Source organism: Polaribacter sp. Hel1_33_78 (assembly GCF_900106075.1).
In the GTDB taxonomy this organism is placed as follows: domain Bacteria; phylum Bacteroidota; class Bacteroidia; order Flavobacteriales; family Flavobacteriaceae; genus Polaribacter.
Genome location: NZ_LT629794.1, coordinates 1,182,766 through 1,207,435 on the forward strand (window position 1 = coordinate 1,182,766; position 24,670 = coordinate 1,207,435).

Genomic DNA, 24,670 nt, shown 5'->3' on the forward strand with positions numbered 1-24,670 from the left:
TTTATGAAGATATTTAAATCCCATTTCTGGTATAACAAAAACCAAAGAAATGGGATTTTTCTTCTGATATTGTTAATATTGCTGCTTCAACTGTTTATTTATGTGGATGCTTTTTCTTCAGATGAAATTACGGATGTAAATCAACCAGAATTACTAGCTTTTCAAATTCAAATAGATAGTTTAAAAGCTATTGAAATTGAAAAGAGAAAACCTAAAATTTATCCTTTTAATCCGAATTATATAACAGATTATAAAGGAGCTAAATTGGGAATGTCTTTGCAACAGATTGATAGATTGCTGGCGTTTAGAAAAACAAATAAATTTATCAACTCAGAAAAAGAATTTCAACAAGTAACTAAAGTCTCTGATTCTTTATTAAATAAAATTTCACCATATTTCAAATTTCCTAATTGGGTTTTAAAAGGAGGACGTCAAAGCTCGAACGGCAGTTTCATTTCAGACGAAGTAAAAAATTCTGATATAAAGAAAGTTTTATCAACTATAGATATAAACAAAGCAACAGCCGAAGATTTTAAAACTATTAGCGGAATTGGATCGGTGTTTTCAGAGCGAATTATTAAGTATCGTTCTAAATTACAAGGATTTTCTTTTGAAAGTCAAATTGATGAAGTTTGGGGTTTAGATAAAGAGGTTGCGGCGAAAGTCGTGTCAATTTTCAAAATTATAGAAAAGCCAATTATCAAAAAAGTAAATGTAAATGCAGTCACTTTCAAGGAATTGCTGAGAAATCCCTACGTAGATTTCGAGTTATGTAAAAAAATATTTAGTTATAGAGATGAAGTTGCAGAGCTTCAAGACATTTCAGAATTAAAAAATATCAAAGATTTTCCTTTGGATAAGTATGATAGAATAGTCTTATATTTGATCGCTAAATAAACAACTCAAACATTGACTAAATGAACAGTATGTATTTTACTGAAGAACACGAAGCTTTTCGTGTAAGCTTTAAAGATTTTCTACAAAAAGAAGTGGTTCCTCATATAGATAAATGGGAAAAAAATGGTTCTATAGAGCGTTTCATTTGGAAGAAATTTGGTGAAATGGGTTATTTTGGTTTGTCAACTCCTGAGGAGTATGGAGGAATGGATCTAGATCTTTTTTATACCGTAATCTTTTTAGAAGAATTACAGAAAATAAATTCTGGTGGATTTGCCGCAGCAATTTGGGCACACGAATATTTGGCTATGACCCACCTTAATAAAGAGGGTGACGATTTTATTAAAAAAAAGTATCTAGTACCTAGTGTTGAAGGAGATATGATTGGTTGTTTGTGTATCACCGAGCCTTTTGGTGGTTCTGATGTTGCGGGCATGCGTTCTTCGGCAATCAAGCAAGGGGATAAATATATATTAAACGGATCAAAAACGTTTATTACAAATGGTGTGTATTCAGATTATTTAATTGTTGCAGCGAAAACAGATCCTTCAGATAAATACAAAGGAATTAGCATTTTTGTTGTGGATAGAAATACGAAGGGTATCTCTGCTACCAAGTTAAATAAATTAGGTTGGCATGCATCCGACACTGGAGAAATTGCTTTTGATAATGTAGAGATTCCTGTAGAAAATTTAATGGGAGAAGAAGGGAAAGGTTTTCCTTATATAATGCAGCACTTTGCTTTAGAGCGTTTAATAATGGGTGTAAATGCACATGCAAGAGCAGAATTTGCTGTCGATTATGCTATAAGGTACATGCAAGAAAGAATCGCTTTTGGTAAATCCTTAGACAAATTTCAGGTTTTAAGACACAAAATTGCAGAAATGGCAAGTAAAGTCGATATGTGTAGAGAGTATAATTATTCAATTGCAAAACGTTTAAATAACGGGCAATATGTTGTAAAAGAGGCAAGTATGTCGAAGTTGCTATCTACAAAAATGGCGGATGAAGTAATCTATGATGCCCTTCAATTACTAGGAGGTTATGGGTATATGGAAGATTATCCAATGGCACGTTTATTAAGAGATAGTAGGTTAGGACCAATAGGAGGAGGAACCTCAGAAATCTTAAAAGAGATTATTGCGAAAATGATTATTGATAAGAAAGAATATAAGCCAGTTACATAGATTTCGAAGTTTTTTTTTAAAAAAATAATTTTTTGAATCGGTGAAAAGATAATTACTGAGAAGCAAGTAGAACTATCTAGCTTTGGTTTTTTTAAATATTTTTTCAAGTAGATTTTTTAAGGCCTCAATACACATTGCCCTTTTTTTGGTAAAAATAAAAAAAAAAGTATCTCATTGCAATCGTTATTACGAATGACTACTTATAAAATAATTGACGTTTACTAATTGTCAATTCATAATTTGTAATTACATTTGCAGTCCAAAAAATAAAATAATAGTTTTTTTATAAAAAAACTATATAAAATATAAAGATACGATGAAGGGAGGTGCCAACATATGTTAATTATACCAATAAAAGAAGGAGAGAATATCGATAGAGCTTTAAAACGCTATAAGAGAAAATTCGATAGAACCAAGACAATGAAGAACTTGCGTAACAGAAAAAATTTTACGAAGCCATCTGTAGCGAATAGAGCTCAAAGAATTAAAGCCTCTTACGTTCAACGTTTAAGAACGCAAGAAGAAGTAGGTTAGAAGTAACTTATTTTAAATAAAACAAATCTCGTATTGATTTTTTAATACGAGATTTTTTTTGTGCTATTTTTTGTAGCTTTACTATCAATTTAAAAACTTAAAATTGATAGATTCATTTTTAGATTACGTATTGCTAGAAAAAAAGTATTCTAAACATACTGTAACTGCTTACAAAAATGATTTAATTTCTTTTAGAGATTTTTTAGTTTCAGAATATCATCAAGAAGAATTATTAGCAGTCCATTACAACCAAGTAAGGAGTTGGATTGTTTTCTTGGTTGATGATAAAATATCAAATAGAACTATTAATAGAAAGGTAAGCTCTTTAAAATCATTTTATAGATTTCTACAGAAAACGAAACAGCTAGAAGTTAATCCGTTAGCTAAGCACAGAGCTTTAAAAGTTGCGAAAAAAGTACAAGTTCCTTTTTCTTCAAAGGAAATCAATTTAGTAATAAATGCCATTGATGAAGAACATGATTTTACAGCGGTAAGAAATAAATTAATTGTAGAGTTATTTTATTCCACAGGAATAAGAAGGGCAGAACTAATCCATATAAAAGAAAAAGATATTAACTTTTCTGACGGGGTTATTAAAGTTTTAGGAAAAAGAAACAAGGAACGTTTTGTGCCTCTTTTGCAATCCGTTATAGAAACACTAAGAAAATATTTAGAATTAAAAAAAGATATTTCTAAGGAATTAGAATTTCTTTTTATTACCGAGAAAGGAAATAAAATTTATGAAACTCTTGTCTACAGAGTTATAAATTCATACTTTAGTAAAGTGTCTTCTAAAGTAAAAAAAAGCCCTCATATTCTTAGGCACTCTTTTGCTACTCATTTATTAAACGAAGGTGCAGATTTAAATTCGGTTAAAGAATTGCTAGGGCATTCCTCTTTAGCTTCAACTCAAGTCTACACTCATAATAGTTTAGACGAAATAAAAAAAGTTTATAACCAAGCTCACCCTAGGGGCAATAAAAAAGAATGATTTATGAAAGTATTCACACAATCAGTTAACTTTAATGCAGACAGTGAATTAATTAAGTTTGTGCAAAAGAAGGTAGAATCGTTGGTAAAATTCCATGATAAGATAGTAGATGCAGAAGTTTTTTTAAAAGTTCAAAATAAAAGTGATAAAGAAAATAAGATAACAGAAGTGAAAATAAATATTCCAGGGAACGAATTAATAGTAAAAAGAGAAACAAAAACCTTTGAAGAAGGCGTCAATGCTGCTGTTGATAATTTGAAAAGACAATTAAAACGGTCTAAAGAAAAACATAGAGATTCTTTGATTTCTTAAAACAGAAAAAAAAAGAAAAAATAATTACAAAAAGTTTTAGAATATAAAAAAACTTTATACATTTGCAATCCGTTAGAAATAGCGGGTTGTTTTTTTACAACAAAAAGCCGATGTAGCTCAGCTGGCTAGAGCAGCTGATTTGTAATCAGCAGGTCGTGGGTTCGAGTCCCTCCATCGGCTCATAGTAGTAAAAATAAAGTTCATTAAAATAGTAAATTTAAAGGGGAGATACTCAAGCGGCCAACGAGGACGGACTGTAACTCCGTTGACTACGTCTTCGCAGGTTCGAATCCTGCTCTCCCCACAAATTTGCATATTGCGAAAGTAGCTCAGTTGGTAGAGCGTCAGCCTTCCAAGCTGAATGTCGCCGGTTCGAACCCGGTCTTTCGCTCTAATTAAATCCAACAAAGCCGGTGTAGCTCAGTTGGTAGAGCGCATCCTTGGTAGGGATGAGGTCATGGGTTCAAATCCCATCATTGGCTCATTTAATACGTATTATTAGGTACTAAATATAATTAAACTAAGAATTAAAATTAATAATCATGGCAAAAGCAAATTTTGACCGTTCGAAGCCACACTTAAACATTGGTACAATCGGACACGTAGATCACGGTAAGACTACATTAACTGCGGCTATCACTAAGGTATTAGCTGATGCAGGATTCTCTGAGGCTAGATCTTTTGATCAGATTGATAATGCTCCAGAAGAAAAAGAAAGAGGTATTACAATCAACACATCTCATGTAGAGTATCAAACAGCAAATCGTCACTATGCACACGTTGACTGTCCAGGTCACGCGGATTATGTGAAGAATATGGTTACTGGTGCTGCTCAAATGGACGGTGCAATATTAGTTGTTGCTGCTACAGATGGTCCAATGCCACAAACTCGTGAGCACATCTTATTAGGACGTCAGGTTGGTATTCCTCGTATGGTTGTATTCATGAATAAAGTGGATATGGTTGATGATGAAGAGTTAATCGAATTGGTAGATATGGAAGTAAGAGAATTACTTTCTTTTTACGAGTACGATGGTGACAACGGTCCTGTAATCGCTGGATCTGCATTAGGTGCATTGAATGGTGAGCAAAAATGGGTTGATTCTGTATTGGAGTTAATGGAAGCTGTTGATGCTTGGATCGAAGAGCCTTTAAGAGAAATTGATAAAGATTTCTTAATGCCGGTTGAAGATGTATTCTCTATTACTGGTCGTGGAACTGTTGCTACAGGTCGTATCGAAACTGGTATTGCGAACACAGGTGATGTTGTAGATATCATCGGTATGGGAGCTGAGAAGATGACTTCTACTATTACTGGTATTGAAATGTTCCGTCAAATCTTGGATAGAGGTGAGGCAGGAGATAATGCAGGTATTTTGTTAAGAGGTATTGCAAAAGAAGATATTAAAAGAGGTATGGTAATCTGTAAGCCAGGTTCTGTAACGCCACATGCTAAGTTTAAAGCGGAGGTTTATGTTCTTAAGAAAGAAGAAGGTGGACGTCATACTCCATTCCATAACAACTATCGTCCACAGTTCTATGTAAGAACAACCGATGTAACAGGTACTATTAATTTACCTTCAGGTGTTGAAATGGTAATGCCAGGAGATAACTTAACAATTACTGTAGATTTAATCCAAGCAATTGCATTAAATGTTGGTTTACGTTTTGCGATTCGTGAAGGTGGTAGAACAGTTGGAGCTGGTCAGGTAACTGAATTATTAGACTAATATATTTGTTAGTTTATTAATCAATAAATAATAAGGGTGTTCCGTTTTTAACGGGACGCCTTTATCAATGAATAAGAAACGGGCGTAGTTCAGCGGTAGAGCACTGGTCTCCAAAACCAGCTGTCGGGAGTTCGAATCTCTCCGCCCGTGCAATAAAACATAAAAGTAAAATGAAGTTTATACAATATATCAAAGATTCTTTTGACGAATTAAATAATCACATGACGTGGATATCTAAAGAGGATGCTCAAAAAACAACGGTAACTGTAGCTGTTTTTACAATTGTATTCGCATTAGCAGTCGCGGGTATAGATTATGTTTTTCAAACCGGATTAGATAACTTTTTTGGAATGTTTAAATCTAATTAATTATGGCAGCTGATTCAGTAATGAAATGGTATGTTGTAAGAGCCATTGGGGGACAAGAAAATAAAGTAAAAGCATACATAGAAACAGAAATATCCAGAGTCGGTTTATCAGACTATGTAAGCCAAGTAATTGTACCAACTGAAAAGGTTGTTCAGATTCGAAACGGAAAAAAAGTTAACAGAGAAAGAGTTTACTTTCCAGGTTATATTATGGTTGAAGCGAATCTTTCAGGAGAAGTTCCGCACGTAATAAAAGGTATTACTGGAGTTATTGGTTTCTTGGGAGAAACGAAAGGTGGTGAACCTGTTCCAATGAGAAAATCTGAGGTAAATAGAATGTTAGGTAAAGTTGATGAGCTTTCTGTTCAAGATGAAAATATTGCAATTCCTTTTAATATTGGAGAAACAGTAAAAGTTGTGGATGGTCCTTTTAATGGATTTGATGGAACTATAGAGAAAGTAAATGAAGAAAAGCGTAAACTTGAAGTAATGGTAAAAATCTTCGGAAGAAAAACACCGTTAGAATTAAGTTATATGCAAGTAGAAAAGATATAATTGTTACACAAGTATATATATTTATTCCGATTTGTTTTTAGCTTCCAAATTAAAGCAAATCATTAAACATTTTTAAAATGGCAAAAGAAGTTAGTAAAGTAGTTAAGTTACAAGTAAGGGGAGGCGCAGCGAATCCATCGCCGCCGGTTGGACCCGCTTTAGGAGCTGCTGGTGTTAACATAATGGAGTTTTGTAAACAGTTTAATGCAAGAACGCAAGACAAACAAGGTAAAGTATTACCTGTTGTTATTACTGTTTTCAAAGATAAATCATTTGATTTTCTTGTAAAGACTCCACCTGCAGCAGTTCAGTTACTAGAAGCGGCCAAAATTAAAAAGGGTTCAGGAGAACCAAACAGAAAGAAAGTAGCATCGGTTACTTGGGATCAAATTAGAGTAATTGCAGAAGACAAAATGGTAGATTTAAATGCCTTTGAAGCTTCTTCAGCAATGCGTATGATTGCAGGTACAGCACGTTCTATGGGATTAACAGTAAAAGGTGATGCACCAGCATAAGCTTTATAAAAAGTAGTAAAATGGCAAAATTAACAAAAAAGCAAAAAGAAGCTTACGCAAAGGTGGATAGCTCTAAATCTTATGATTTAGCAGCAGCTTCAGCGCTAGTCAAAGACATTACGAATGTAAAGTTTGATGCATCAGTAGATTTAGCGATACGATTAGGAGTAGATCCTCGTAAAGCAAATCAAATGGTTCGTGGAGTTGTAACATTACCTCATGGAACTGGTAAAGATGTAAAAGTATTAGCATTGGTAACTCCAGATAAGGAAGCAGAGGCTACAGCAGCAGGTGCAGATTATGTTGGATTAGATGAATACCTTCAAAAGATTAAAGGGGGATGGACAGATGTGGACGTTATCATTACGATGCCAAGTGTAATGGGTAAATTAGGCCCTTTAGGAAGAGTTTTAGGCCCAAGAGGTTTAATGCCAAATCCTAAGACAGGTACAGTAACGATGGATGTAGCAAAAGCTGTTCAAGATGTTAAAGCTGGTAAAATAGACTTTAAGGTTGATAAAACTGGTATTGTACATGCAGCAATTGGAAAAGTATCTTTTGATGCTAAGAAAATTGAGGAAAATGCAAACGAGTTAATACAAACAATTATTAAATTGAAACCAACAACAGCAAAAGGAACGTATGTAAAAAGCGTTTTTATGTCTAGTACTATGAGTCCTAGTATCGCGGTTGAGGTGAAAGCTGTTTAATACGTTAAAACTTATAATCATGACGAGAGAAGAGAAATCACAAGTAATACAGGATTTAACAGCAGTATTAGCAGACACAAATACGTTATATCTAGCAGATATATCGGGGTTAGATGCACAAGCAACCTCTAATTTACGTAGAGCTTGTTTTAAGGCAAATGTTCAATTATCAGTCGTTAAAAATACATTACTTGCAAAAGCAATGGAAGCTTCAGATAAGGAATTTGGGGATTTACCATCAGTATTAAAAGGTAATACATCAATGATGATTTCTGAAGCAGCAAATGCTCCAGCAAAATTAATCAAAGAATTCAGAAAGAAAACTAAAGATAGACCTATTTTAAAGGGTGCATTTGCAGAAGAATCTGTTTACATTGGTGATGATCAATTAGACGCTTTAGTAGATATTAAATCTAGAGAAGAATTAATTGGAGACATCATTGGATTATTACAATCACCAGCTAAAAATGTTATTTCAGCATTACAATCAGGTGGTCAAACACTTTCAGGTCTTATTAAAACATTATCTGAAAAATAATTACGCGCACAAATAAACTATAATAAACAAAATTTTTAAAACAATTAAAATGGCAGATTTAAAAGATTTCGCAGAGCAATTAGTTAACTTATCAGTAAAAGAGGTTAATGAATTAGCTACTATCTTAAAAGATGAGTATGGTATTGAGCCAGCAGCAGCAGCAGTAGCAGTAGCAGGCCCAGCAGCAGCAGGTGAAGAAGCAGAAGAGCAAACTGAATTTGATGTTATCTTAACAGCAGCAGGTGGTTCTAAGTTAGCAGTAGTAAAATTAGTTAAGGAATTAACTGGTTTAGGTTTGAAAGAAGCTAAAGGTATCGTAGATAGTGCTCCTGCAGCAGTAAAAGAAGGTGTAACTAAAGATGAGGCTGAAGGTCTTAAGAAATCTTTAGAAGAAGCTGGAGCTGAGGTAGAGCTTAAGTAAGCTTATACTCCCGATTTCGAGATTTTCGAAACGGGAAAACAAATTTAGGTTTAGGTACTAAAAACAATGGTTTTTAGGCCTAAACCATTTTGTGTATATATTCGTTTTTTATTTTAATTTAGATTTTAATCAAAAAAATACTCTCTTTTGGCAACGAAAAACACAACTGAAAGAATCAATTTCGCTACTTCTCAAATGATTAAAGAATATCCAGATTTCTTGGATATTCAGGTAAAATCTTTCCAAGATTTTTTCCAACTTCAAACTAAGGCAGAAGAAAGAGGTGAAGAAGGTTTGTACAAAACCTTCATGGATAACTTTCCAATTACAGATACAAGAAACCAATTTGTATTAGAATTTTTAGACTACTTTGTAGATCCACCAAGATATTCAATCCAAGAATGTATTGAAAGAGGACTTACACACAGTGTGCCTTTAAAAGCGCGTCTAAAATTGTATTGTACAGACCCGGAACATGAAGATTTCGAAACTATTGTTCAGGATGTGTACCTCGGTACAATTCCGTACATGACAAATTCTGGTACCTTTGTAATTAATGGTGCAGAGCGTGTGGTAGTTTCTCAATTACACAGGTCTCCTGGTGTATTCTTTGGGCAATCTTTCCATGCGAACGGTACAAAATTATATTCAGCAAGGGTAATACCTTTTAAAGGATCTTGGATAGAATTTGCTACCGATATCAATCAAGTAATGTATGCTTATATTGATAGAAAGAAAAAATTACCAGTAACAACATTATTCAGAGCCATAGGTTTTGAAAGAGATAAAGATATTTTAGAGATTTTTGACCTTGCAGAGGAAATCAAAGTTTCTAAAGCTGGATTAAAAAAAGTATTAGGTCGCAAATTAGCTGCTAGAGTTTTAAAAACTTGGCATGAAGATTTTGTAGATGAAGATACTGGAGAAGTTGTGTCTATCGAAAGAAATGAAATCATTTTTGATCGTGATACAATTTTAGAAAAAGAACATATTGATGAAATAATAGAAGCTGGTGCTAAAACCGTTTTACTTCATAAAGAAGACAACGATATGGCAGACTACGCTATTATTCACAATACATTACAAAAAGATCCTACAAATTCAGAAAAAGAAGCAGTAGAGCATATTTATAGACAATTACGTAACGCAGAACCGCCAGATGAGGAGACTGCAAGAGGTATTATAGATAAATTATTCTTTTCTGAACAACGATATAATTTAGGTGAAGTTGGTCGTTTTAGAATGAACACGAAACTTCAGTTAAATGAGCCAATAGATCAAAAGGTTTTAACGAAATTAGATATTATTACGATTATAAAGTATCTAATTGAATTGATCAACTCTAAAGCAGAAGTTGATGATATTGATCACTTATCTAACAGACGTGTAAGAACTGTTGGAGAGCAGTTAGCAGGTCAATTTGGAGTTGGTTTAGCTCGTATGGCTAGAACTATTCGTGAGCGTATGAACGTGCGTGATAACGAGGTGTTTACACCTATCGATTTGATTAATGCAAAAACATTATCCTCAGTAATTAACTCATTCTTTGGTACGAACCAGTTATCTCAATTTATGGACCAAACAAATCCATTGGCAGAGATTACGCACAAGCGTAGATTGTCTGCACTTGGACCTGGAGGTTTATCAAGAGAACGAGCAGGTTTTGAGGTGCGTGATGTTCATTATACACACTATGGTCGTTTATGTCCAATTGAAACTCCTGAGGGACCGAATATTGGTTTAATTTCTTCACTTGCTGTTTTTGCAAAAGTGAATAATTTAGGATTCATTGAAACTCCATATAGAAAAGTTGAGAATGGATCAGTAAAAGGAGAAGAGCCAATCTATTTAAGTGCTGAAGAAGAAGAAGGTATGAAAATTGCCCAATCAAATTTAGATTTAAAAGAAGATGGAACGATCGTTTTAGATCGAGTTATTGCTCGTGAAGAAGGAGATTTTCCGGTTGTAAATCCAGGTGATATAAATTATATGGATGTTGCTCCAAATCAGATTGCATCTATTTCTGCATCGTTAATTCCGTTCTTGGAGCATGATGATGCAAACCGTGCACTGATGGGGTCTAACATGATGCGTCAAGCAGTTCCGTTATTGCGTCCTCAAGCACCAATTGTTGGTACAGGACTAGAGCGCAGAGTTGCTAAAGATTCACGTATTTTAATTAATGCTGAAAGAGCAGGAGTTGTTGAATATGTTGATGCAAACAGAATTACGATTAAGTATGATAGAACAGATGAAGAAAGACTAGTAAGTTTTGACTCTGACGAAGTTTCTTACAACTTAATTAAATTCAGGAAAACGAATCAAGGAACTTCGATTAACCTAAAGCCTATTGTAGAAAAAGGTGATAGAGTTTCAGAAGGTGAAGTTCTTTGTGAAGGTTATGCTACACAAAAAGGGGAATTAGCTTTAGGAGTAAATATGAAAGTAGCCTTTATGCCTTGGAAAGGGTATAATTTTGAGGATGCAATTGTAATTTCTGAAAAAGTTGTTCGTGAAGATATATTTACATCTATACATATTGATGAGTATTCTTTGGATGTTAGAGATACAAAATTAGGAACTGAAGAGTTAACTAATGATATTCCTAACGTTTCTGAAGAAGCTACAAAAGATTTGGATGAAAATGGAATGATTAGAATTGGAGCAGAAGTAAATCCTGGCGATATCTTAATAGGTAAGATTACACCAAAAGGAGAATCTGATCCAACTCCAGAAGAAAAATTATTACGTGCTATTTTTGGTGATAAAGCAGGGGATGTAAAAGATGCCTCATTAAAAGCTTCACCATCATTAAGAGGTGTAGTAATTGATAAAAAATTATTTAAAAGAGCTGTAAAAGATAAAAATAAGAGATTAAGAGATAAAGAAGCTGTTGCTACTTTAGAATCTTCTTTTGTTTCTAAATTTGAAAGTTTAAAAGACGAGTTAATTGAAAAATTATTCACTTTAATTAGTGGAAAAACATCACAAGGAGTTTACAACGATTTAGGAGAAGAAGTTTTACCAAAAGGTAAAAAATACACTCTTAAAATGTTAAATTCTGTAGATGATTATCTTCATTTAACAGGCTCTTGGACAACAGATAAAGAATTAAATGCTTTAGTAGGTGAGTTAGTTCACAACTACAAAATTAAAGTAAATGATTTACAAGGTTCTTTACGTCGTCAAAAGTTTACAATCTCTGTGGGTGACGAATTGCCAGCAGGTATTTTAAAGCTTGCTAAGATTTATATCGCTAAAAAACGTAAGTTAAAAGTAGGTGATAAGATGGCAGGGCGTCATGGTAATAAGGGTATTATTGCTCGTATTGTTAGAGCAGAAGATATGCCTTTCTTAGAAGACGGAACTCCAGTAGATATCGTTTTAAATCCGTTAGGTGTGCCTTCTCGTATGAATATTGGTCAGATTTATGAAACTGTTCTTGGTTGGGCAGGTCAAAAATTAGGAACTAAATATGCAACACCAATTTTTGATGGAGCATCTTTAGATCAAATCAATGAGATTACGGATGAGGCAGATGTTCCAAGATTTGGACATACTTATTTATATGATGGAGGAACTGGAAAACGTTTCGATCAACCGGCAACAGTTGGTATCATTTATATGATTAAGTTAGGACACATGATTGAGGATAAAATGCATGCACGTTCTATTGGACCTTATTCATTAATAACTCAACAGCCATTAGGTGGTAAAGCACAATTTGGAGGTCAGCGTTTCGGAGAGATGGAAGTTTGGGCACTTGAAGCATATGGTGCATCAAGTATCTTAAGAGAAATTTTAACTGTAAAATCTGATGATGTTATGGGTAGAGCTAAAACGTATGAAGCAATCGTAAAAGGTGAAACAATGCCAGAACCAGGTTTACCTGAATCTTTCAATGTTTTAATGCATGAACTGAAAGGTTTAGGCTTAGACGTTAGATTAGAAGAATAACAAAGATTGATGTTAGAAGTAGGTTTTGAATCTGCTTCTAACAATCATTTATTTATAAGTCTCATTGAGGCCATTTTTACAATTTTAATTCGAATCCATCAACATGGCAAGAAAACAAGAGAAGTACACTGTAAAAAAGTTTAATAAAATCTCAATTGGTTTATCATCACCAGAAGCTATTTTAGAAATTTCTAAAGGTGAAGTTTTAAAACCAGAAACAATAAATTATCGTACGCATAAACCAGAAAGAGATGGTTTATTTTGCGAGCGTATTTTTGGTCCTGTAAAGGATTATGAATGTGCTTGTGGAAAGTACAAAAGAATACGTTACAAAGGTATCGTTTGTGATAGATGTGGTGTAGAAGTTACTGAAAAGAAAGTACGTAGAGATAGAGTTGGTCACATTAATTTAGTGGTACCGGTAGCTCATATTTGGTACTTTAGATCATTACCTAACAAAATGGGATACCTTTTAGGTTTGCCATCTAAAAAGTTAGATATGATTATTTACTACGAGAGATACGTAGTTATTCAGCCAGGTATTGCAAAAAATATCGAAGGAGAGCCATTACAAAAAATGGATTTCTTAACGGAAGAGGAATATTTAGATATCGCTGACGAGTTACCTCAAGAAAACCAATATTTAGACGATACCGACCCTAACAAGTTTATCGCTAAAATGGGAGCAGAGTGTTTAATTGATTTATTAGCACGTATCGATTTAGATGGGTTGTCTTTTGAGTTAAGACACAAAGCAAACACAGAAACTTCTAAACAACGTAAAACAGAAGCACTAAAACGTTTAAATGTTGTAGAAGCATTTAGAGATTCTCAAAAAAATAGAGAAAATAAGCCAGAATGGATGATTATGAAGGCTGTACCTGTAATTCCACCCGAATTACGTCCTTTAGTTCCATTAGATGGAGGTCGTTTTGCAACTTCAGATTTAAATGATTTATATAGAAGAGTTATTATTAGAAACAATCGTTTAAAAAGATTAGTTGAAATAAAAGCTCCAGAAGTTATTTTACGTAATGAAAAACGTATGTTACAAGAATCTGTGGATTCATTATTTGATAACACACGAAAATCATCAGCAGTAAAAACAGAATCTAATAGACCTTTAAAATCACTTTCAGATTCATTAAAAGGTAAACAAGGTCGTTTCCGTCAGAATCTATTAGGAAAACGTGTTGATTATTCTGCTCGTTCTGTAATTGTTGTAGGACCAGAATTAAGACTTTCTGAATGTGGTATCCCAAAAGATATGGCAGCTGAACTTTACAAGCCTTTTGTAATTAGAAAATTAATTGAAAGAGGAATTGTAAAAACAGTAAAATCTGCAAAGAAAATAATAGATAGAAAGGAACCAGTTGTTTGGGATATCTTAGAAAATGTAATTAAAGGACATCCAGTTTTATTAAATAGGGCTCCGACATTACACAGACTAGGTATACAAGCTTTTCAACCAAAATTAATCGAAGGAAAAGCTATACAGCTGCATCCGCTTGCATGTTCTGCATTTAATGCGGATTTTGATGGGGATCAAATGGCTGTTCACTTACCACTAGGACCAGAGGCTATTTTAGAGGCACAAATATTAATGTTAGCCTCTCACAATATCTTAAACCCTGCAAATGGTGCACCAGTTACTGTACCTTCTCAGGATATGGTACTTGGTTTGTATTATATGACCAAAGAAAGAATTTCTACTCCAGAAGTTAAAATTAAAGGAGAAGGTTTAACTTTCTATTCACCAGAAGAAGTTATGATTGCTTTTAACGAAGAAATGGTAGACTTAAATGCTGGTATTAAAGTAAGAACTTATGATGTTGACGAAAATGGTGAACAAGTTAGAAAAATTATAAAAACTACAGTTGGTAGAGTTTTATTTAATGAAAAAGTTCCTGCGGCAGCTGGTTATATTAATGAGGTTTTAACTAAGAAAAATTTGCGTGGTATTATTGGTGGTATTTTAAAAGCTACAGATATTCCTACCACAGGTGAGTTCTTAGATGAAATAAAGAACATGGGATATAAATTCGCTTTTCAAGGTGGTTTATCATTCTCATTAGGGGATATTATTATTCCGAAAGAAAAACAATCTATGATTGACACTGCTAATAAAGAAGTAGAGATGATTGTAGGGAATTATAATATGGGTATGCTAACGCAGAAAGAGCGTTATAATCAGGTAATTGATGTTTGGGGTTCTACCAACAATAGATTAACTGAATTATCCATGAAAAATTTACGTGAAGATCAACAAGGTTTCAACTCAGTATACATGATGCTTGATTCTGGTGCAAGGGGTTCTAAAGAACAAATTCGTCAGTTAACAGGTATGCGTGGTTTAATGGCAAAACCTAAAAAATCTACAGCTGGTGGTGGAGAAATTATTGAGAATCCAATTCTTTCTAACTTTAAGGAAGGATTATCAATTCTTGAATACTTTATTTCTACACACGGTGCACGTAAAGGTTTAGCAGATACAGCTTTAAAGACGGCAGATGCCGGTTATTTAACACGTAGATTGGTGGATGTTTCTCAAGATGTTATCATTAATGAAGAGGATTGTGGAACATTAAGAGGCTTAGAAGTTAGTCCATTAAAGAAAAATGATGAAATTGTAGAATCTTTATCAGATAGGATTGAAGGACGTATATCATTACAAGATGTATTCGTGCCAGGTTCTGAAGAATTATTAATAGGAGCAGGAGAATCTATTTCTATTGCAATTGCTGATAAAATCCAAGCAACAGGTATTGATAAGGTACTAGTAAGATCTGCTTTAACCTGTGAATCTACGAAAGGTATTTGTGCAAAATGTTATGGTCAGAGTTTATCGACTCGTAATAAAGTACAAATTGGTGAGGCAGTTGGTGTAATTGCAGCACAATCAATTGGTGAACCAGGTACACAGTTAACATTACGTACTTTCCACGTTGGTGGAGTTGCAGGGAATATTTCTGAAGAAAATAAATTAATTGCTAAGTTTGAAGGTAAAGTTTCTATTGATGATTTACGCACGGTTGTTGGTAAAGACAATGAGGGTAAAGAAGTTGATATAGTAATATCAAGAACTGCTGAGATTAAAATTATTGATAAGAAATCAGGAATTACTCAAAGTACAAATATTCTTCCTTACGGTTCGATCATTTATGATAAAGATCGTAAGTCTATTAAAAAAGGAGATGTTATTGTTCAATGGGATCCATTTAATGGTGTAATTGTTTCTGAATTTGGAGGAAAAGTGAAGTTTGACAATTTAGAGCAAGGAATTAATTTCTCTGTAGAAGTTGATGAGCAAACAGGTTTCCAAGAAAAAGTAATTACAGATTCTAAGAATAAAAAAATCATCGCTTCTTTAATTATAGAAGATGAAGATGGAAACGCGTTAAGATCTTACAGTTTACCTGTGGGAGCTCATTTAATGGTAAATGATGGAGATAAAGTTGAATCTGGTCATACATTAGTGAAAATTCCTAGAAAATCAGGAAAAGCAGGTGATATTACAGGAGGTTTACCACGTGTAACAGAATTATTTGAAGCACGTAACCCTTCTAATCCTTCTGTGGTTTCAGAGATTGATGGTGTTGTTTCTTTCGGGAAAATTAAGCGTGGAAATAGAGAAATTATTGTTGAATCTAAAACGGGAGATATTAGTAAGTATTTAGTAAAACTTTCTAATCAAATTTTAGTTCAAGAGAATGACTTTATTAAAGCAGGTATGCCTTTATCAGATGGGGCAACGACTCCTTCAGATATTTTAAGAATTAAAGGACCATCGGCAGTGCAAGAATACTTAGTAAATGAAATACAAGAAGTATATCGTTTGCAAGGTGTAAAAATTAACGACAAACATTTCGAAGTTGTTGTGCGTCAAATGATGCGTAAAGTTAAAATTATTGATTCTGGAGATACTTTATTCTTAGAGAATCAATTAATTCATAAAATTGACTTTATCAAAGATAATGACGCAATTTACGGAATGAAAGTTGTTGAAGATGCTGGAGATTCTGCAAACTTAACTGCAGGGCAAATTATTTCTGCTCGTCAATTAAGAGATGAAAATTCTTTATTAAGAAGAAATGATCACAACTTAGTATCTGCAAGAGATGCTAAACCGGCAACGGCAGAACAAGTTTTACAAGGTATAACAAGAGCATCACTTCAAACTAAATCGTTTATTTCTGCAGCTTCCTTCCAGGAAACTACAAAAGTATTAAACGAGGCTGCTGTAAGTGGTAAGATCGATACTTTAGAAGGCTTGAAGGAAAATGTAATCGTTGGTAAGAAAATTCCAGCAGGTACAGGTATGAGAGCTTATGACAAAGTTCTTGTGGGTCCTAAAGACGAAATAGAACAAAGTTTCTAGATAAACAACGTGTAGGCGTTTAAGAGTTATAAAGTTGAATTGTTTACTGTAATTAAAATTGCAATATTCAATTCAACTTTTTTTTTTGGACAAGCAAAATACACATTTCAATAATTAAACAATATAAAGTATGGAAGAAAATAAAAACAAAGACGGACAAATTAATATTGAATTAGATCAAGAAATTGCGGAAGGAACCTATTCTAACCTTGCAATCATAAATCATTCGATGTCAGAATTTATTGTTGATTTCATCAATATAATGCCAGGTGTTCCAAAGGCAAAAGTTAAATCGAGAATCATACTAACTCCTCAGCATGCAAAAAGGTTAACGAAGGCGCTTGCAGACAACGTTAGAAAGTTTGAACAAGCTCATGGAGAAATTAAAGATTATGAGAAACCTCCAATTCCAATGAATTTTGGACCATCAGGGCAGGCTTAAATAAAATTAAAATTAATCTATAATTTAGAGAGTAGTTAGAGTAAAAATTTTATCCTAACTACTTTTTTTATGAACTATATTGATCTTTGTATTTGTCTTTTCTTATTTTTTAAAACATCGTAATATAAAAAATCTAAAATTTCAGGAGTACATTCATACATTGGTTTACCAGACCAACTATGATCGCCTTTCTTAATGGTGTATAAGTAAAAAGATTGTCCTAATATTTTTAATTTATGTGCGATGGCTTTGGACCCAAAAAGAATGAGATATCCGGGATTATTTTTTTTACAATAATGATGAGAATCAATGTCATAAGGAACTAATTGATCATCAGTTCCATGAAATAGTTGTGTGGGTATGGCCTTTTCTTTAGTGATAGTATCTAGAGAGATAATTGCACCCGCCATACTTATTAATCCTGCAAACTTAAAGTCTTCTGGAAGTATTTTTGTTCCATGAACATATGCTAGGTTTAACACAGCTTCTGCACCGGCGCTTGTTCCAATCAGAATTATTTTATTTATATCAATCTTAAATCTTCTCTTTTTGCTGAGTATGTATTTTATAGCATAGCTTATGTCTTCAGAGGTAGCATTAAAAGCTTTTATTTTATCTTCAGACTTTGTGTCGCAATTAAAACCAAGGTTTTTGCGGGTTAAGCGATAAGATATAGAGGCAACAGCATAACCACGTGCAGCCATATTATTTGCAAAATTCACAGTATTTTTATCATTTCTTTTTCCTCCAGAAAAACCTCCTCCATGAACATAAAGTAGCAAAGGAAGTGCTCCTTTTACTTTTTTTGGTTTGTAAAAATCTAGTTTCAATTTTTTTTCACCTTTATTTTTCTGGTAGGTATACGTTCTTTTAGAAACAGCAGACACTTTATCTAAATATAGCGTTTGTGAAAAACTTAAGGTTGTAATGGCTAAAAACAAAAAAGAAATAAAAAATTTCATATACTACACATGTCGTAAAAGTTACTATTAACCTTTCATTTTATAAAATAAACGTCTTAGATGGGCGTACAAAAATTTATTTGACCTAACATAATAGAAAGAAATAAAACAAACAGTAATTAGGAATAGAAGTGCACCAAAAATAGCTTGCCAAGGTGTTAGTGTTTTACCAATTAACGTATTTAACCCAATACCCGTAAAACTTCCGTAAATAATAATAAAATGGATAATGTAAATAGATAATGTTTTTTGTCCGATTTTTAAAATTAATGGAAATTTCAAGAATTTTTCAAATCCATAGAAAAAAGAAAAGTAAATCAGTACATTTCCAAATCTTGTAAATAAGTAATTATAGCTTGCTGAGTCAAGGAATAATTGAATGTTTGTTAGTTTATATAGTATACTTAATAAAAAAGATGAATATAAAATTAGTACAGCACCAACAGTAAAAAAAGAAGCAATTATTATTTTTTTAAAATGAGGTTTGTTTAAATTCTTATGAAATAAAGTGGCTAAAAAAGCACCAAATAGCACATAACCAAGCCAAGGTATAATCGTAAATACAGAGCCATTACTTTTTGAAACATAATTATTAAAAAGAATAGGGATATGATCAAAACTTAAGCCACGATATAAGGGTTCCGAAAGAAAAATAAGGAAACCTAAAATGAATGATACTATCGAAAATACAATTATTTTTCTAGCGCATAAAAGGTAGATAAGGATAATTAAAATTAGACTTAAACCAATACATTGTAAAACATCTACAACCAAAAAGTAGGTGTTAAAATGACCGTGCATCCAAGATAGAAAAGGAATTCTTAATAAATAACCAATACCAATTAGAAAAAAACCTCTGATAATACCTTTTTTAATCCTTAACTTTTCTATTCCTTTTTCTTTGGCCTTTAATAATAAGTAGGTAAAAATTAAGCCTGAAATAGTAAAAAAAGTAGGAGCTGTGATCCCTCTAAAATACAACCAGATAGAAAAAGTATTTGAGTTTAAGTTTCTATAAGATTCAGATAAAAGGGTATCTATAAAGTGACCTTGTAACATCATTAAAATTGCAAAAGCACGAATAATATCAATAAAATATAGCCGATTAGTGGTCATAACAACTTTATTTTAAGAGGAAATATTAAAATATACAAATCTTAATTTAAATATTTTTTTAATTTAAATTTATTTGCTTCCTATTTAATTCTTGTTCGATGATTTCGCCTAACAGTGGATATAGAAAATCGTACTTGTTTTTATGATGTTAATCGTCGTTATCCTAAAGATCTGTTGCAGCAATATCAGAAAAAAATAGAAATTTTAAAATTAAAATTTAAATCTTCCTTGTTTTATTTAGCAACCAAAAATCAGCTAAAACCAAAGCTGTCATAGCTTCTATAATGGGAACAGCTCTTGGTACTACACAAGGATCATGTCTTCCTTTGCCGGTAATCTCTGCAATTTCATTTTCCGAGTTAATCGTTTGCTGAGAACTCATAATAGTAGCAACAGGTTTAAAGGCTACCCTAAAGTAAATATCCATTCCATTGCTAATTCCACCTTGTATTCCACCGGATAAATTAGATTGCGTTGAACCATCAGCATTAAATATATCATTATGTTCAGAACCTTTCATTTTTGCACCACAAAATCCGCTACCAAATTCAAACCCTTTTACAGCATTTATAGATAACATAGCGCTACCTAATTGCGCATGTAATTTCTGAAAAATAGGCTCTCCTAAACCGACAGGTACATTTTGAGCAACACAGGTAATTGTGCCTCCAATGGTGTCTCCTGCCTTTCTAATTTCTTTAATTCTGTTAATCATTTTCTCAGCAGAAGCTTCATCAGGACAGCGTACTATATTACTTTCAGTTTTCGAAAAATCTAAATCCTGATAAGGTTTGTCTAGAAAAATATCACCTACAGAAGAGGTAAAGGCATTAATATGCATACTAGCAATTAATTGTTTCGCTAAAGCACCAGCAACCACCCAATTGGCAGTTTCACGAGCAGAGCTTCTTCCACCGCCTCTATAATCTCTGTTACCAAATTTTTTGTCGTATGTGTAATCTGCATGAGAAGGTCTATAAATATTGGTATTGTGATTGTAATCTTTTGATTTTTGATTTGTATTTTTTATTATAAAACCAATAGAGGTTCCGGTTGTTTTACCTTCAAAGATTCCAGAAAGAAATTCAACGGAATCAGGTTCTTTACGTTGCGTAACGATTTTAGATTGGCCTGGCTTACGTCTATTTAACTCGTTTTGAATTGCATCAAAGTCAAGTTCTAGTCCAGCAGGGAAACCATCTATGATGCCACCAATAGCAGTTCCATGAGATTCTCCATACGTAGTTACTTTTAATAAATTTCCAAAAGAATTAAACGACATCGTTAAAAATTAAAATTATGATAGCAAATATAGCAAACTAAGAGAGAAGTAATTTAGATTTATACTGTTTTGTAATGATTTCTAAAAACTATATTTTAATTAGAATGCTTGATTATTAGTTGTCTATGAATTGTAATGAATGATATTCAAAAAAGTTGAAAAATAATCTGTTTTTTGTTTCAGAAAATGAAAAAGCTTTCTATATTTGCATCCGCATTCAGAGAATATCTGATGAGACTTCTGGAGAAATGGCAGAGCGGTCGAATGCGGTAGTCTTGAAAACTATTGACTGTAACAGGTCCGGGGGTTCGAATCCCTCTTTCTCCGCAAATTGATTTTTAATCAACAACAAAACCCTTTAAAACTCATGTTTTAAAGGGTTTTTGCTTTTCTACAAAACCCATAAAATTCATTAAATTGTATAAAAAAGGTGTCCTATTCGGTGTCACTTGCAATTTGCTAAAATAAGTGACACCAAATTTTTCGCTAGCCTTTCGTTATCAGAGGATACAAGGAAGCAAAAACAATCTAAAATTAGTTCAATAAATAGACATCCTAAAAACCGAGATCATCGACTTTCAAAAGGAATTTATGCACGCAAAAGTTCCCATCTCAACAAAAATTTTTAAAAGCAAAGTGTTGCGCGAAGATATAAACCGTAGAATGTTACTTCCAATATTCGAAAATCATTATAATAGAATTGAGGAATTAATAGGAAAAGAAATCGGTGCAGGATCTTATAGAAAAAAACCAGCGGCAAAAATTGGAAAGCCAATAGTAACAAATGGCACTAAAAATTCAACGCTGATAAATTGGAAGAAAGGTATGGAAATCAAGTAAGATCAAGAATGAGAGAACTATTTAATTTAATTATGTTCGATAAAAATTTGAGAGATAAAAGAGTATGACAAACAATTTATTGCCCTCACAAATAAGATAACCTCTTATATATTTTTTAGTAAGCAACTTTTCATTTATTTTTGTTAAGATGATTAATTAACTAGTAATAGTTTATTAGCATAGATATGTTTTACAAATTGATTTTAACTAAAGCTTAAAGATAGTTTAGCTTTCTTAAAAAAAAAACAGTCGCTTAATTAATGATTTCAAAAAAAGTATGTTGTTAAAAAAAATTGAATTTTCACTTATTTTTCAGATACTTCTTTTAGGTTGTTTAATCTCCTCTCTTGAAGTTTCATCGCAAGAATATGGTCTTAATTTTAAAGGTCAAAGTTATCTTTTAGATGAAAGAACAGGTTTAGAAATTTCTCCAAATGAGTATGTAAAAGTTAAAAATGAATTTGAAGTTTCCTTTGGTTTAAAATTAGATTTTAAACAAAAAGGAAATGGGTTTGGATATGTTTTTAGAATTATAAGTAAAGAAAATAAGAATATAGACTTACTCCTTTCAGGTTTCCAAACTAAAAGTTTAATTTTGGTGGTCGGAGATACCCAAACCACTTTACCTATTGATTTATCTATTATTAATAAAAACGATTGGTTTGACATTAAAATCAAATTCTTTTTAAATAAAAATGAAATTCAATTTTCAGCATCTAATAGTAAGCCTGTTTTTAAAACAATGGCGTTGAATAAGCAAGAATCCTTTAAACTCTTTTTTGGAGCAAATAACTATAAAGAATTTTCGAGTTCAGATGTTCCAGAAATGAATATTAGAGATCTTAAATTAACTAAAAACGGCAGTTTGTTTTCTCATTTTCCATTAAATCAATGTGGAGGTAATACCACTTCTGATGTTTTAAAAAACACACAAGCCATTTTAAAAAATCCAAATTGGATTTTATGCAGACATCAAAATTGGAATTTGAATTTTTCTTCTATAACAGAAGGAGTGCAATTGGTAGCTTCAAATGAAGAAAAAGGAATCATTTATCTCTTAAACGAAACCTCTGTCTTAACTTATAGTACCCAAGACAATACTATTAAAAGAACGCCGTACAAAAACGGTAAAATAGATTTAACATTAGCCCATAGAGCAATTTATAATACAAACGATAATCAAATTTATATTTACGCTGCAGATAAAGAGCTTTATTCCTATTTAAATTTAGAAACAGGAAAGTGGAATAATCTAGAAACTTTTTCAAAAAAAACAGGTAAATTAATTTTTCAAAAACACAATAATGTGTTTAACCCGTCAGATAATTCAATTTATATGTTGGGAGGTTACGGACAATACAAATACAATAATATTGTAAGAAAACTAAACTTAACAGACAGCACTTGGACTAATTTACCTACTAATGATAGTATTTTTAAACCAAGATATTTAGCAGGAAGCGCCATCTTTAAGGACTCTATTTATATTTTAGGAGGTTATGGAAGTGCATCAGGAAGTCAGGTAACAAATCCTCATAGCTATTCAAGTTTAATTGCGTTTTCCATTAAAAGCAAAAGGTTTAAACATAAATTTAATATTATTAATCCTTTTAGTAATGATATGATTGTTGCCAACAAGATGTGGATTAATCCTGACAATAGAGATTATTTTGCACTTGTTTCAGATAAAATTAAATATGAAGGATATTTAAAACTTTTAAAAGGAAATTTAGACAATAATAGCACTACAATAGTGGGCGATTCTATCCCTTTTAAGTTTTTAGATATTAAATCTGTGGCTAATTTGTATTATATGCCTAATCAGAAAAAATTAGTAGCGTATAATTCCTTTTTAAATAAAGAGAATAAAAACGAGTTTAGCATAAATTCAATAGATTTTCCAGCAATTAAAATGCCAGTTAAAACCGCTAAAAGTACTAATTATTGGTACTGGATATTTGGGGGAGTAACCATTATAGGACTAATTGTTTTATATGTTGTAAAGCGTAAAAAGAAAAAACAGTCAGTAGCAGTAATTAAAGAGAAAAAAGTTGTTGTTCTTGATGCAGGGAGAAAAGAGATAGAAAATATTGATATTGAGGAAAAAGATCTCGATTTTAAACCAATAGAAAGAGAATATAAATATCAAATCATATTTTTTGGTGGTTTTCAGGTAATTAACAGAAACCAAGAGGACATTACAGGTAAATTTTCGCCCTTATTAAAAGAATTATTTTTATTAATATGGATGTATACTTTTAAGAATAACAAAGGTATATCATCATCAAAGTTAATAGAAATTCTATGGTATGATAAGCCTACAAGAAGTGCGCAAAACAATAGGTCTGTGAACATTACTAAGCTAAAAAACTTAATAAAAGAACTTGGAGATTGTACAATAGATAAAGAAACTGGGTATTGGAAAATAAATCATAATTACAAAGCGTTAAAAACAGATTATTACGAGGTTATTCAGATAACCAAAAACAAAAAGACTATAAATAGAGATCGAATAGACCATTTGATTAAAATTACTCAAAAAGGACCATTTTTATCGAATTTAAATTACGAATGGCTAGACTCATTTAAACAAGATGTTGCCGATGCTATAATCGAAACCTTAATTAATTTTGCTGAAAGTTTTGACTTTAAAACCGATCCAGATTTTATACTTCATTTATGTGATTGTATTTTTAATTTTGATTCTATTAACGAAGAAGCTGTTGTTTTTAAATGTAAAGCGTATAACTACAAAGGCAATCATAGTTTAGCAGAAAGCACCTTTAAGAAGTTTCAAAAAGAATACAAACTATTGTATGCCCAAGATTTCAAATATTCGTTTCAGGAAATCTTAGAAAATAAAAATAAGTAAGCCATTTTTTTTAATTTTCAAGAATACTTAAATTTTTACACCTATTTATTGCGATTAATGTTTT

19 protein-coding genes, 6 tRNA genes and 1 pseudogene are annotated in these 24,670 nt (G+C 32.3%); 23 read left to right on the forward strand and 3 right to left on the reverse strand.

The genetic code is table 11. The features are described 5' to 3' along the window. Positions 1-3: 3 nt before the first annotated feature. The 20 genes from BLT88_RS05040 (at position 4) to BLT88_RS05135 (ending at position 17,534) form a co-directional block, all read left to right on the forward strand. Positions 4-897 (forward strand): helix-hairpin-helix domain-containing protein, encoded by an 894-nt coding sequence (locus BLT88_RS05040; RefSeq protein WP_091953426.1) that lies wholly within the window; start codon positions 4-6, stop codon positions 895-897. 20 nt (positions 898-917) lie between these two features. Further along, complete coding sequence (locus BLT88_RS05045) at positions 918-2,084, forward strand: acyl-CoA dehydrogenase family protein (protein ID WP_091953428.1); 1,167 nt, start codon at positions 918-920, stop codon at positions 2,082-2,084. Positions 2,085-2,420: 336 nt separating this feature from the next. Then, positions 2,421-2,618: a 30S ribosomal protein S21 gene (gene rpsU / locus BLT88_RS05050; RefSeq protein ID WP_036785174.1), complete on the forward strand. Its 198-nt coding sequence runs from the start codon at positions 2,421-2,423 to the stop codon at positions 2,616-2,618. A gap of 103 nt (positions 2,619-2,721) precedes the next feature. Further along, entirely contained in the window at positions 2,722-3,609 is an 888-nt protein-coding gene (locus tag BLT88_RS05055; protein ID WP_091953430.1) for a tyrosine-type recombinase/integrase, read from the forward strand. 3 nt (positions 3,610-3,612) lie between these two features. Next, positions 3,613-3,921 carry a ribosome-associated translation inhibitor RaiA gene (gene raiA, locus BLT88_RS05060; RefSeq protein WP_036785180.1) on the forward strand — a complete coding sequence of 103 codons (309 nt, stop codon included), beginning with the start codon at positions 3,613-3,615 and terminating at the stop codon, positions 3,919-3,921. A gap of 106 nt (positions 3,922-4,027) precedes the next feature. Further along, positions 4,028-4,101: transfer RNA gene (locus BLT88_RS05065), tRNA-Thr, on the forward strand. Between the two features lie 42 nt (positions 4,102-4,143). Next, positions 4,144-4,225, forward strand: a tRNA-Tyr gene (locus BLT88_RS05070). A 14-nt stretch (positions 4,226-4,239) separates the two neighbouring features. Beyond that, a tRNA-Gly gene (locus tag BLT88_RS05075) sits at positions 4,240-4,312 on the forward strand. An 18-nt stretch (positions 4,313-4,330) separates the two neighbouring features. Next, positions 4,331-4,403, forward strand: a tRNA-Thr gene (locus tag BLT88_RS05080). Positions 4,404-4,463: 60 nt separating this feature from the next. Next, on the forward strand, positions 4,464-5,651 hold the full coding sequence (gene tuf, locus BLT88_RS05085; protein ID WP_091953431.1) for an elongation factor Tu: 1,188 nt from the start codon (positions 4,464-4,466) through the stop codon (positions 5,649-5,651). A gap of 78 nt (positions 5,652-5,729) precedes the next feature. Beyond that, a tRNA-Trp gene (locus tag BLT88_RS05090) sits at positions 5,730-5,801 on the forward strand. A gap of 20 nt (positions 5,802-5,821) precedes the next feature. Further along, positions 5,822-6,019: a preprotein translocase subunit SecE gene (secE, locus tag BLT88_RS05095; protein WP_036788111.1), complete on the forward strand. Its 198-nt coding sequence runs from the start codon at positions 5,822-5,824 to the stop codon at positions 6,017-6,019. Positions 6,020-6,021: 2 nt separating this feature from the next. After that, a complete protein-coding gene (gene nusG, locus BLT88_RS05100) occupies positions 6,022-6,573 on the forward strand; it encodes a transcription termination/antitermination protein NusG (protein WP_036785183.1) in 552 nt (183 codons plus the stop codon). A gap of 77 nt (positions 6,574-6,650) precedes the next feature. Continuing rightward, the gene (rplK, locus tag BLT88_RS05105) at positions 6,651-7,088 is read left to right on the forward strand and encodes a 50S ribosomal protein L11 (RefSeq protein ID WP_036785185.1); all 438 of its coding nucleotides are present in this window, start codon (positions 6,651-6,653) and stop codon (positions 7,086-7,088) included. Between the two features lie 20 nt (positions 7,089-7,108). Then, a complete protein-coding gene (gene rplA, locus BLT88_RS05110; protein ID WP_036785187.1) occupies positions 7,109-7,798 on the forward strand; it encodes a 50S ribosomal protein L1 in 690 nt (229 codons plus the stop codon). A gap of 19 nt (positions 7,799-7,817) precedes the next feature. After that, the gene (rplJ, locus tag BLT88_RS05115) at positions 7,818-8,336 is read left to right on the forward strand and encodes a 50S ribosomal protein L10 (protein ID WP_036785190.1); all 519 of its coding nucleotides are present in this window, start codon (positions 7,818-7,820) and stop codon (positions 8,334-8,336) included. 49 nt (positions 8,337-8,385) lie between these two features. Next, entirely contained in the window at positions 8,386-8,757 is a 372-nt protein-coding gene (gene rplL / locus BLT88_RS05120; RefSeq protein ID WP_091953433.1) for a 50S ribosomal protein L7/L12, read from the forward strand. A 147-nt stretch (positions 8,758-8,904) separates the two neighbouring features. Then, complete coding sequence (gene rpoB, locus BLT88_RS05125; protein ID WP_091953434.1) at positions 8,905-12,714, forward strand: DNA-directed RNA polymerase subunit beta; 3,810 nt, start codon at positions 8,905-8,907, stop codon at positions 12,712-12,714. A gap of 103 nt (positions 12,715-12,817) precedes the next feature. Then, positions 12,818-17,092, forward strand: a complete 4,275-nt coding sequence (rpoC, locus tag BLT88_RS05130; RefSeq protein WP_091953436.1) for a DNA-directed RNA polymerase subunit beta' — start codon at positions 12,818-12,820, stop codon at positions 17,090-17,092. A 130-nt stretch (positions 17,093-17,222) separates the two neighbouring features. Beyond that, the gene (locus tag BLT88_RS05135) at positions 17,223-17,534 is read left to right on the forward strand and encodes a DUF3467 domain-containing protein (protein WP_036785199.1); all 312 of its coding nucleotides are present in this window, start codon (positions 17,223-17,225) and stop codon (positions 17,532-17,534) included. A 74-nt stretch (positions 17,535-17,608) separates the two neighbouring features. Here the strand turns inward: BLT88_RS05135 and BLT88_RS05140 are convergent, their stop codons facing one another. The 3 genes from BLT88_RS05140 to aroC all read right to left on the reverse strand — a co-directional run bounded on the left by BLT88_RS05140 (position 17,609) and on the right by aroC (position 20,894). Further along, complete coding sequence (locus BLT88_RS05140) at positions 17,609-18,496, reverse strand: alpha/beta hydrolase (protein ID WP_091953438.1); 888 nt, start codon at positions 18,494-18,496, stop codon at positions 17,609-17,611. 27 nt (positions 18,497-18,523) lie between these two features. Continuing rightward, the gene (locus BLT88_RS05145; RefSeq protein WP_091953439.1) at positions 18,524-19,612 is read right to left on the reverse strand and encodes a heparan-alpha-glucosaminide N-acetyltransferase domain-containing protein; all 1,089 of its coding nucleotides are present in this window, start codon (positions 19,610-19,612) and stop codon (positions 18,524-18,526) included. Between the two features lie 217 nt (positions 19,613-19,829). Next, positions 19,830-20,894 carry a chorismate synthase gene (aroC, locus tag BLT88_RS05150; RefSeq protein WP_091953440.1) on the reverse strand — a complete coding sequence of 355 codons (1,065 nt, stop codon included), beginning with the start codon at positions 20,892-20,894 and terminating at the stop codon, positions 19,830-19,832. Between the two features lie 242 nt (positions 20,895-21,136). Between aroC and BLT88_RS05155 the strand changes: the two genes are divergently transcribed. From BLT88_RS05155 to BLT88_RS05165, 3 genes and pseudogenes are all read left to right on the forward strand, one after another. Next, positions 21,137-21,221: transfer RNA gene (locus BLT88_RS05155), tRNA-Ser, on the forward strand. 447 nt (positions 21,222-21,668) lie between these two features. Then, positions 21,669-21,802: pseudogene (locus BLT88_RS14330) on the forward strand (ATPase); the annotation flags it as partial. A 209-nt stretch (positions 21,803-22,011) separates the two neighbouring features. Further along, positions 22,012-24,606 carry a hypothetical protein gene (locus BLT88_RS05165; protein WP_091953443.1) on the forward strand — a complete coding sequence of 865 codons (2,595 nt, stop codon included), beginning with the start codon at positions 22,012-22,014 and terminating at the stop codon, positions 24,604-24,606. Positions 24,607-24,670: the final 64 nt, after the last annotated feature.

Coding starts and splice junctions, on each gene's coding strand:
- tuf (WP_091953431.1), top strand. CDS start 4,464: ATGGCAAAAGCAAATTTTGACCGTTCGAAGCCACACTTAAACATTGGT.
- rplL (WP_091953433.1), top strand. CDS start 8,386: ATGGCAGATTTAAAAGATTTCGCAGAGCAATTAGTTAACTTATCAGTA.
- raiA (WP_036785180.1), top strand. CDS start 3,613: ATGAAAGTATTCACACAATCAGTTAACTTTAATGCAGACAGTGAATTA.
- BLT88_RS05140 (WP_091953438.1), bottom strand. CDS start 18,496: ATGAAATTTTTTATTTCTTTTTTGTTTTTAGCCATTACAACCTTAAGT.
- rpsU (WP_036785174.1), top strand. CDS start 2,421: ATGTTAATTATACCAATAAAAGAAGGAGAGAATATCGATAGAGCTTTA.
- aroC (WP_091953440.1), bottom strand. CDS start 20,894: ATGTCGTTTAATTCTTTTGGAAATTTATTAAAAGTAACTACGTATGGA.
- BLT88_RS05045 (WP_091953428.1), top strand. CDS start 918: ATGAACAGTATGTATTTTACTGAAGAACACGAAGCTTTTCGTGTAAGC.
- BLT88_RS05145 (WP_091953439.1), bottom strand. CDS start 19,612: ATGACCACTAATCGGCTATATTTTATTGATATTATTCGTGCTTTTGCA.
- BLT88_RS05165 (WP_091953443.1), top strand. CDS start 22,012: ATGTTGTTAAAAAAAATTGAATTTTCACTTATTTTTCAGATACTTCTT.
- nusG (WP_036785183.1), top strand. CDS start 6,022: ATGGCAGCTGATTCAGTAATGAAATGGTATGTTGTAAGAGCCATTGGG.
- secE (WP_036788111.1), top strand. CDS start 5,822: ATGAAGTTTATACAATATATCAAAGATTCTTTTGACGAATTAAATAAT.
- rpoC (WP_091953436.1), top strand. CDS start 12,818: ATGGCAAGAAAACAAGAGAAGTACACTGTAAAAAAGTTTAATAAAATC.
- BLT88_RS05135 (WP_036785199.1), top strand. CDS start 17,223: ATGGAAGAAAATAAAAACAAAGACGGACAAATTAATATTGAATTAGAT.
- rplK (WP_036785185.1), top strand. CDS start 6,651: ATGGCAAAAGAAGTTAGTAAAGTAGTTAAGTTACAAGTAAGGGGAGGC.
- BLT88_RS05040 (WP_091953426.1), top strand. CDS start 4: ATGAAGATATTTAAATCCCATTTCTGGTATAACAAAAACCAAAGAAAT.
- rplA (WP_036785187.1), top strand. CDS start 7,109: ATGGCAAAATTAACAAAAAAGCAAAAAGAAGCTTACGCAAAGGTGGAT.
- rplJ (WP_036785190.1), top strand. CDS start 7,818: ATGACGAGAGAAGAGAAATCACAAGTAATACAGGATTTAACAGCAGTA.